Here is a 6,334-nt window from a genome sequence, read left to right as displayed (position 1 = left end):
AAATAGCGATCGCAGCAAAGCGTCCACTGCTCTTAAGGCATTAATGCCTGTAATCATTATGGAGTATAGGTTAGAGCTTTTCTTAGTGCCATTCGATTAAAGTGCTTGCGCCCTGCGTTAGCTGTGAAACAAATATCTGCAATAGAGACATCTGGATGGGACTTCAGATAAACTTCATAACGCTGTACCAACTCATTGAGAGCTTTTGGTGTCTTTGCCGATAGGGTTAAAATATGGAGCGGACGCTCATTTGACTCTTGATTGTTGCTCGACTGTGGGGCTTCTTCCAAAACTACATGACAATTGGTTCCCCCCATCCCAAAAGCACTCACTCCAGCACGTCTTGGAGTTCCATTCGCTTTCCATTCAGAAAGTGTCGTATTAACGTAAAAGGGGCTGTTGGCAAAATCAATATTGGGATTAGGTTGACTAAAGTGCAAGCTGGGTGGTATGGTTTTGTGCTTTAGTGCCAGCACAGTCTTAATCAAACCTGCGATACCAGCCGCTTCCGCAATATGTCCGATATTGGTTTTGACCGAGCCAATCGCGCAAAAACCGTTTTTCTCGGTACTCTGGCGAAAGGCTTGAGTTAGTGCTGTAATTTCAATGGGGTCTCCCAGACGGGTAGCAGTTCCGTGGGTTTCTACGTAGGTGACTGTGCTTGGGTCAATTTGTGCGCTCGCCAGAGCCTCTGAAATTACGGCAGCTTGACCCTCTACGCTGGGAGCTGTATAACCAACTTTGCGAGCACCATCGTTGTTAATCGCTGACCCTTTGATGACTGCATGGATGCAATCTCCATCCGCGATCGCCGCCTCTAGCAGTTTTAAGACAACAATTCCACCTCCGTTGCCGAACACAGTTCCACTAGCTTCTGCATCAAAGGCACGGCAGTGTCCATCGTTCGACCAAATCATGTCCTCCTGGTACAGATACCCCACTTTTTGAGGAACACTGACGGCAATGCCTCCTGCTAGAGCCATATCGCATTCACCGTTAAGCAGACTCTGGCACGCTATGTGAACAGCTACCAATGCAGTTGAACATGCCGTCTGAATATTAACAGAAGATCCTTTTAAGTTCAGTTTGTAAGAAGCCCGTGTGGGCAGAAAGTCTCTTTCATTGTTAAGCCTAATTTGTAAATCACTGGCTGATGTTAAGAAGGTGCGATCGGCACAGAAGCCCCGGTTTGGATGAACGTTATTAATCAGGTAAGTGTTCATCCCTGAACCTGCATAAACCCCTATCAAGCCTCGATAATTTTCTGGATTGTAGCCAGCACTCTCAAGAGCTTCCCAAGCACATTCCAAGAAAATTCGCTGTTGCGGGTCCATGATTTCGGCATCTAGAGTGCTGTAACCGAAAAAAGAAGCGTCAAACAGGTCGATGTTTGGCAAAACCGCACTGGCTTTCACGTAGTTGGGATTAGGAAGCCAATTTGGAGCGCTTTGCCTCAATTCCTCATTAGAAAGAAAGGAAATGGACTCTACTCCTTGGAGCAGATTCTCCCAAAATTCATCGACATCCTTAGCCCCCGGAAAGCGGCTCGACATACCAATAATGGCAATATCTGATTCTCTGATATTAACAGTCATAGTTTTTGGCTATTACGATGGCTTTGCCTTTACTACTTTTGTCACTTTCCTTAAGGCTGACACTCAAACCTACCGCTCTGCTTTAGGTGCTTGAAGGCAAAGACTTTGGATATAGTTTAACTTACGTTAGGACTTTTCACACAGTAAGGCCATTACAAAGGGTTAAGCTTCTTCTCTATCGCTTAGAAAGACCTAATTTCGTACAAGCGTGCGTAAGTTCTACCGAGTGTTGGGCTAAAGAATGGTGTAGTGGGATTTTAAAACAATGCCACAATCAATTGATCAACTAATCCTAAAATCTTATAAATACTTTAAATTTACAAATGATTTCCTATCGCGTCAAAGAAGTTAATCCATCCAGAAAACATTTCTTTAGCTCCTTGAAGAATTTCGTTCTCTTGCTCGCTATCGAATTGACAAGATAGCGCGTACTCAACACTAGCTACATGGTCTGGTTCTTGGGTTACATGAATATCGACCCAATGTAATTTCTGGGATTTGGTATGATTACTAATTGCTTTACCGATACTTGAAACAATCTTTAGATCGTAAAACTCTGTGCTATAAAGCCCTCCCAAAGCCCTAAGATAATTTAAATTGTTTAGCAGTAAATTATATATCTCAACTAATGAAGTTGTTTCTGGTAAAGGCGGAGTATTAATAATTTTCTCTAGATCGAGACCCACATCATATATAGTTTTTTTATAAACTACTGAGTGAGCTTTTTGGAAATTTCCTTCACCCAGTTCTTGATACAGTATCTTTGAAACAAACGTTTGAATCTCAACGGATTTTGTACAAAAAATCAACCCAGCTAAGAAGGAAGGAAAGTTGTCTAGAGGATGCCAGTATTGGCTTAAGATAAAACTCACTTGTTCCTCATTTAGAAAGTCTTGCCTAATCTTATTGAGTACCTCATGATTTTTTAATTTTTGGTTGAGGTCATGACTAGATAATTGTTCTAGAATTTGAGCGTTAGATTTGGTTTCTTTGCCAGTTAAGCTTGTCATGGTTTGGCTCCTAAAAGAGTAAAGAATTAGTTGACTAAGTAGTAGATGCAAGTCACTTAACCCAGCAGCAATATCTTGTGACGTAAGCCGTAAAACAAAAGCTACGCATCAACTTTTGTAGTATAATCTCTCACAGACTAATTTACATTTACCTACTCCTAATTTAGCTTGATTTATCATCCTAGTCAGGAAGTTAATAACTAAAAATTAAAAACATTATATTGCTAACGATCATAATTCTTTACTATAACGATGGCTTTGTCTTAGCTGTCTTCGTTGCTTTCCTGAAGAGTGCTGTCGGTCAAGTCTACTGCTTTGCTCCTGGTGTTTGTCGGTAGAAATTTTTCCATTAGTTTGGCTTAAATGTTGAGCTAAAGCCGATATAGTGGGGTATCGAAACAGATTCACAATTGATAGTTCTCTTCCCAAAATTTCAGCTAATTCACTACAACTTTTCAACAGGAGTAGAGAATTTCCACCTAAATCAAAAAAGTTGTCATGAATTCCCACCTCATCTAATTGCAAAACCCCTTGCCAAACCTTAGCAATCAGTTGCTCTATATCTGATTGAGGCATGACGAGAACCATTGCCAACTCAGGTCTAAACCTTTCGGGAAGCGGCAGGGTGCGGCGATCCACCTTCCCATTGGGGGTTAAGGGGAGAGTTTCCAGCAACACAAAGGTACTGGGCATCATGTAATCGGGCAGACGTGCTTTCAGATAACTCCGCAGCTGCGGCACTAGTTGACTGCTTAAGTTTGGTTGTAGGGGATTATTGGCATAGAAATGCCAAGGACGCCAGCTGTTCGTTTGCTTCGTCAGGGGAGTTAGCACTCTTACAGGGGCTTCCCCTGAAGTTAGGCGGCGCACAAATACCGCATCGCAGTGACCTGAAGCACCAGAATCCGACAAACTGAGAACCAAGGAATAAGACAGAGCGTCAGCCAAAGCCCACAAGTCTTCAGGCTCCACACTCGTCTGGTGGGGAATGGCTTTGAGAACAGAGCGTAACTGACCTACCGTCTGAACGTCTTCAGGATTTTTAAGCAATTCTATGGTTTTGAGGTCTTCTGCCAGTCGTGCATTAGGGACTCGTGTAATGCCTAGTCTCTCAGGCTTCGACTCTTTGAGCAACTGACGCACACCAGATAACGTTAGCTGTTCTTTCTGCCAGTCCACCCAGGGAAAGTCTTCCGGGGCATCGGTCTGGGCTCCCACATATAGTATCGCGTTGTAGCGGAACTTAGTGAGTTCGTTGTGGTGTTGACCCCGAGTTAGCTGGATTTGTACGTGCGTGATGTTTGGGAAGCGTTGCCCAAGAGCCGCGAAGAAAGCCGGGTCAATCACCAGTTGATTTTCCTGCAACAGTTGCTTTTGCACGCGCTGCTGCAACTGGGCTATAGATAGCTCTCCTGGAGCTTGATGCAGCTCGACGGATGTATGGAACGCCTCCAGCAAGGGCAAGCTGCGTACATCCCCCACGAAAATAAAGCCTCCAGGTGCAATGACTTTCATCGCACCTTCTAAGACACGCATCAGATAGTTAATATTGGGAAAGTGTTGCGCTACTGAGTTGAGGATGACAGCGTCAAACGCTTGTGCATCTAACCCCTCAAAGTCGTTTGCCATTCGCTGGTCTAGACTCACTTGAGGCAGTTTTTGCTCCAGTTTGGTCAACTGCTGCTCAATGTAGTCTAGCGCCACTGGCGAGAAGTCCGTTCCCAAATAACAGCTTGTGTGGGGAGCAATCTAAAACAACAATAGACCTGTTCCACACCCAATGTCGAGTATACGACTGGGTTGCTTTTCAACAATCGCCTGAACCTTATCGTCGAGCCACTCCCGCATTTCCTCGGTAGGAATAGGCTGATTGGTATAACTACTCCTCCAGCCAACTAAATTGAATGTCGGATCTGACTCCGCACTAGCCTTGCTGTACGTGTCATTGTAGATGGTCTGCCATTGCAGCACTTGCTGGGTCTGCAATTGTGCCTCTTGGCTCTGCTTCTTTTGAGAGCTTTCTTGGGAAGTCGGTACGATGTAGGCTACTAGGCGTTTGTCACTGGGTACATCCTCACAAGCCTTGACTACAGCTTGTCGAACCGCAGGGTATGCTGCAAGTACAACCTCAATTTCTCCCAACTCAATGCGGAAGCCACGTATCTTTACCTGGTTGTCGCTCCGACCGAGAAACTCAATGTTACCATCACGATTGTAACGGGCTAGGTCGCCAGTTTTATAGAGACGCGCTTGAAGTGAGTCGCTAAACGGGTCGGGAATAAATCGCTCGGCAGTTAAATCGGGTCGATTGAGGTAGCCCCGTGCCAGGGCTATCCCACCAATGTATAGTTCCCCAGGGATGCCTGGGGGAACTGGCTGCATCTGGGAATCCAGCAGATAAATCTGTGTGTTACCAATGGGCTGACCAATCGGAGGAAGTGCAAGCCAATCCGAAGGTGAACCAGTAAGAGTGAAAGCTGTAACTACATGGCTTTCGGATGGTCCATAGTGATTGTGTAGAGTGCAATTTTGTAGCTTTGTCAACCAGTTGGCAATCGGTCTGGTTATCTGCAACTGTTCGCCAGCAGTGATGATCTCACGCAGCGTCGGGACAACGGCTCCCTGAGCAACAGCTACCTCAGCTAGCTGTTGAAGGGCGACAAAGGGAAGGAAGAGTCTGTTGATTTCTTGAGCTGCAAGAAAACGCAACAACTCAAAAGCATCGAGGCGCACTCGATCTGAGATTAAGACCAGCGTTCCGCCTGAACACCAAGTAGAGAAGATTTCTTGAAAGGAAACATCAAAACTCACAGGAGCAAATTGCAGAGTCTTTGCCCCCATAGGCAGCGTTGAGTTTTCTCGTTGCCAAATAATTAGATTCGATAAGGGACAGTGACTCATGGCTACTCCCTTTGGTCTGCCTGTAGAACCGGAAGTGTAGATGACGTAGGCTAGGTTATCGGGGGTTACCTCACTGATTGGGGTCTCCTCACCTTGGAAAGCCATCTCCTGCCATTGCCTGTCCAGGCAGACAACGTGCGAAGAGTGGGGAGGAAGAGACTCGACTAACCGCGCTTGAGTTAGCAGCACTGATATTTGTGTGTCTTCCAGCATGAGGGCCAATCGCTCAGTTGGGTAAGCCCGGTCAAGCGGCACATACGCTCCTCCTGCCTTGAGAATGCCCAACAGTCCCACTACCATCTCTAGGGAGCGCTCCATACAGATGCCCACCAAAACTTCTTTACCTACGCCAAGCGCTTGAAGGTAGTGGGCTAGCTGATTCGCCCTTGCATTCAGTTCACCGTAAGTCAGCTGTTCCCCTTCAAATACCACCGCCACCGCTTCTGGAGTTCGCTCAACAATCGCTTCAAATAGTCGATGAATACACTTATCTTGTGGATAATCGCTCTCAGTGTTATTCCACTCAACTAATAACTTATGCCGTTCTGTCTCTGTCAAAAGCTTTTTGCCGCATTCCTGTTGTGAATTGGCGACGGGGATTTTTGAATCATTATTTGACGGAATCATTGAATTTAGTCAAAGTTGGATTTTGTAGTGACCTAGTAGCTCATTCAACTGGTGCAATATAAATTTTTTGAAAATCTATCCCCTATCTTTCTCTTTATTCTCTTACAACTGGAGTTTAGACTAAAAGCGATATGAGAGAACGCAAATCAAAAGGAATTAGAGGTTAAAAATATTATCTTGTCAGCCTTAAAGCATCCTGAC

3 protein-coding genes and 1 pseudogene are annotated in these 6,334 nt (G+C 45.1%); all 4 read right to left on the bottom strand.

The annotated features are described in order from the left end of the window. Positions 1 to 56: 56 nt before the first annotated feature. Complete coding sequence (locus tag V7K85_RS17035; protein ID WP_334814804.1) at positions 57 to 1,595, bottom strand: type I polyketide synthase; 1,539 nt, start codon at positions 1,593 to 1,595, stop codon at positions 57 to 59. A gap of 317 nt (positions 1,596 to 1,912) precedes the next feature. Beyond that, positions 1,913 to 2,605, bottom strand: coding sequence for an iron-containing redox enzyme family protein (locus tag V7K85_RS17030; RefSeq protein WP_334814803.1), 693 nt, complete (start codon positions 2,603 to 2,605; stop codon positions 1,913 to 1,915). Between the two features lie 231 nt (positions 2,606 to 2,836). Continuing rightward, complete coding sequence (locus tag V7K85_RS17025; protein WP_334814802.1) at positions 2,837 to 4,330, bottom strand: phosphopantetheine-binding protein; 1,494 nt, start codon at positions 4,328 to 4,330, stop codon at positions 2,837 to 2,839. Positions 4,331 to 4,354: 24 nt separating this feature from the next. After that, positions 4,355 to 6,100, bottom strand: a pseudogene (locus tag V7K85_RS17020) (amino acid adenylation domain-containing protein); the annotation flags it as partial. Positions 6,101 to 6,334: the final 234 nt, after the last annotated feature.

The organism is Nostoc sp. (genome assembly GCF_036917615.1).
Lineage (GTDB): Bacteria > Cyanobacteriota > Cyanobacteriia > Cyanobacteriales > Nostocaceae > Nostoc.
Note: the sequence above shows the minus strand (reverse complement) of the source record. Positions and strands in the feature narration are given on the sequence as shown.

Coding starts and splice junctions, on each gene's coding strand:
- V7K85_RS17030 (WP_334814803.1), bottom strand. CDS start 2,605: ATGACAAGCTTAACTGGCAAAGAAACCAAATCTAACGCTCAAATTCTA.
- V7K85_RS17035 (WP_334814804.1), bottom strand. CDS start 1,595: ATGACTGTTAATATCAGAGAATCAGATATTGCCATTATTGGTATGTCG.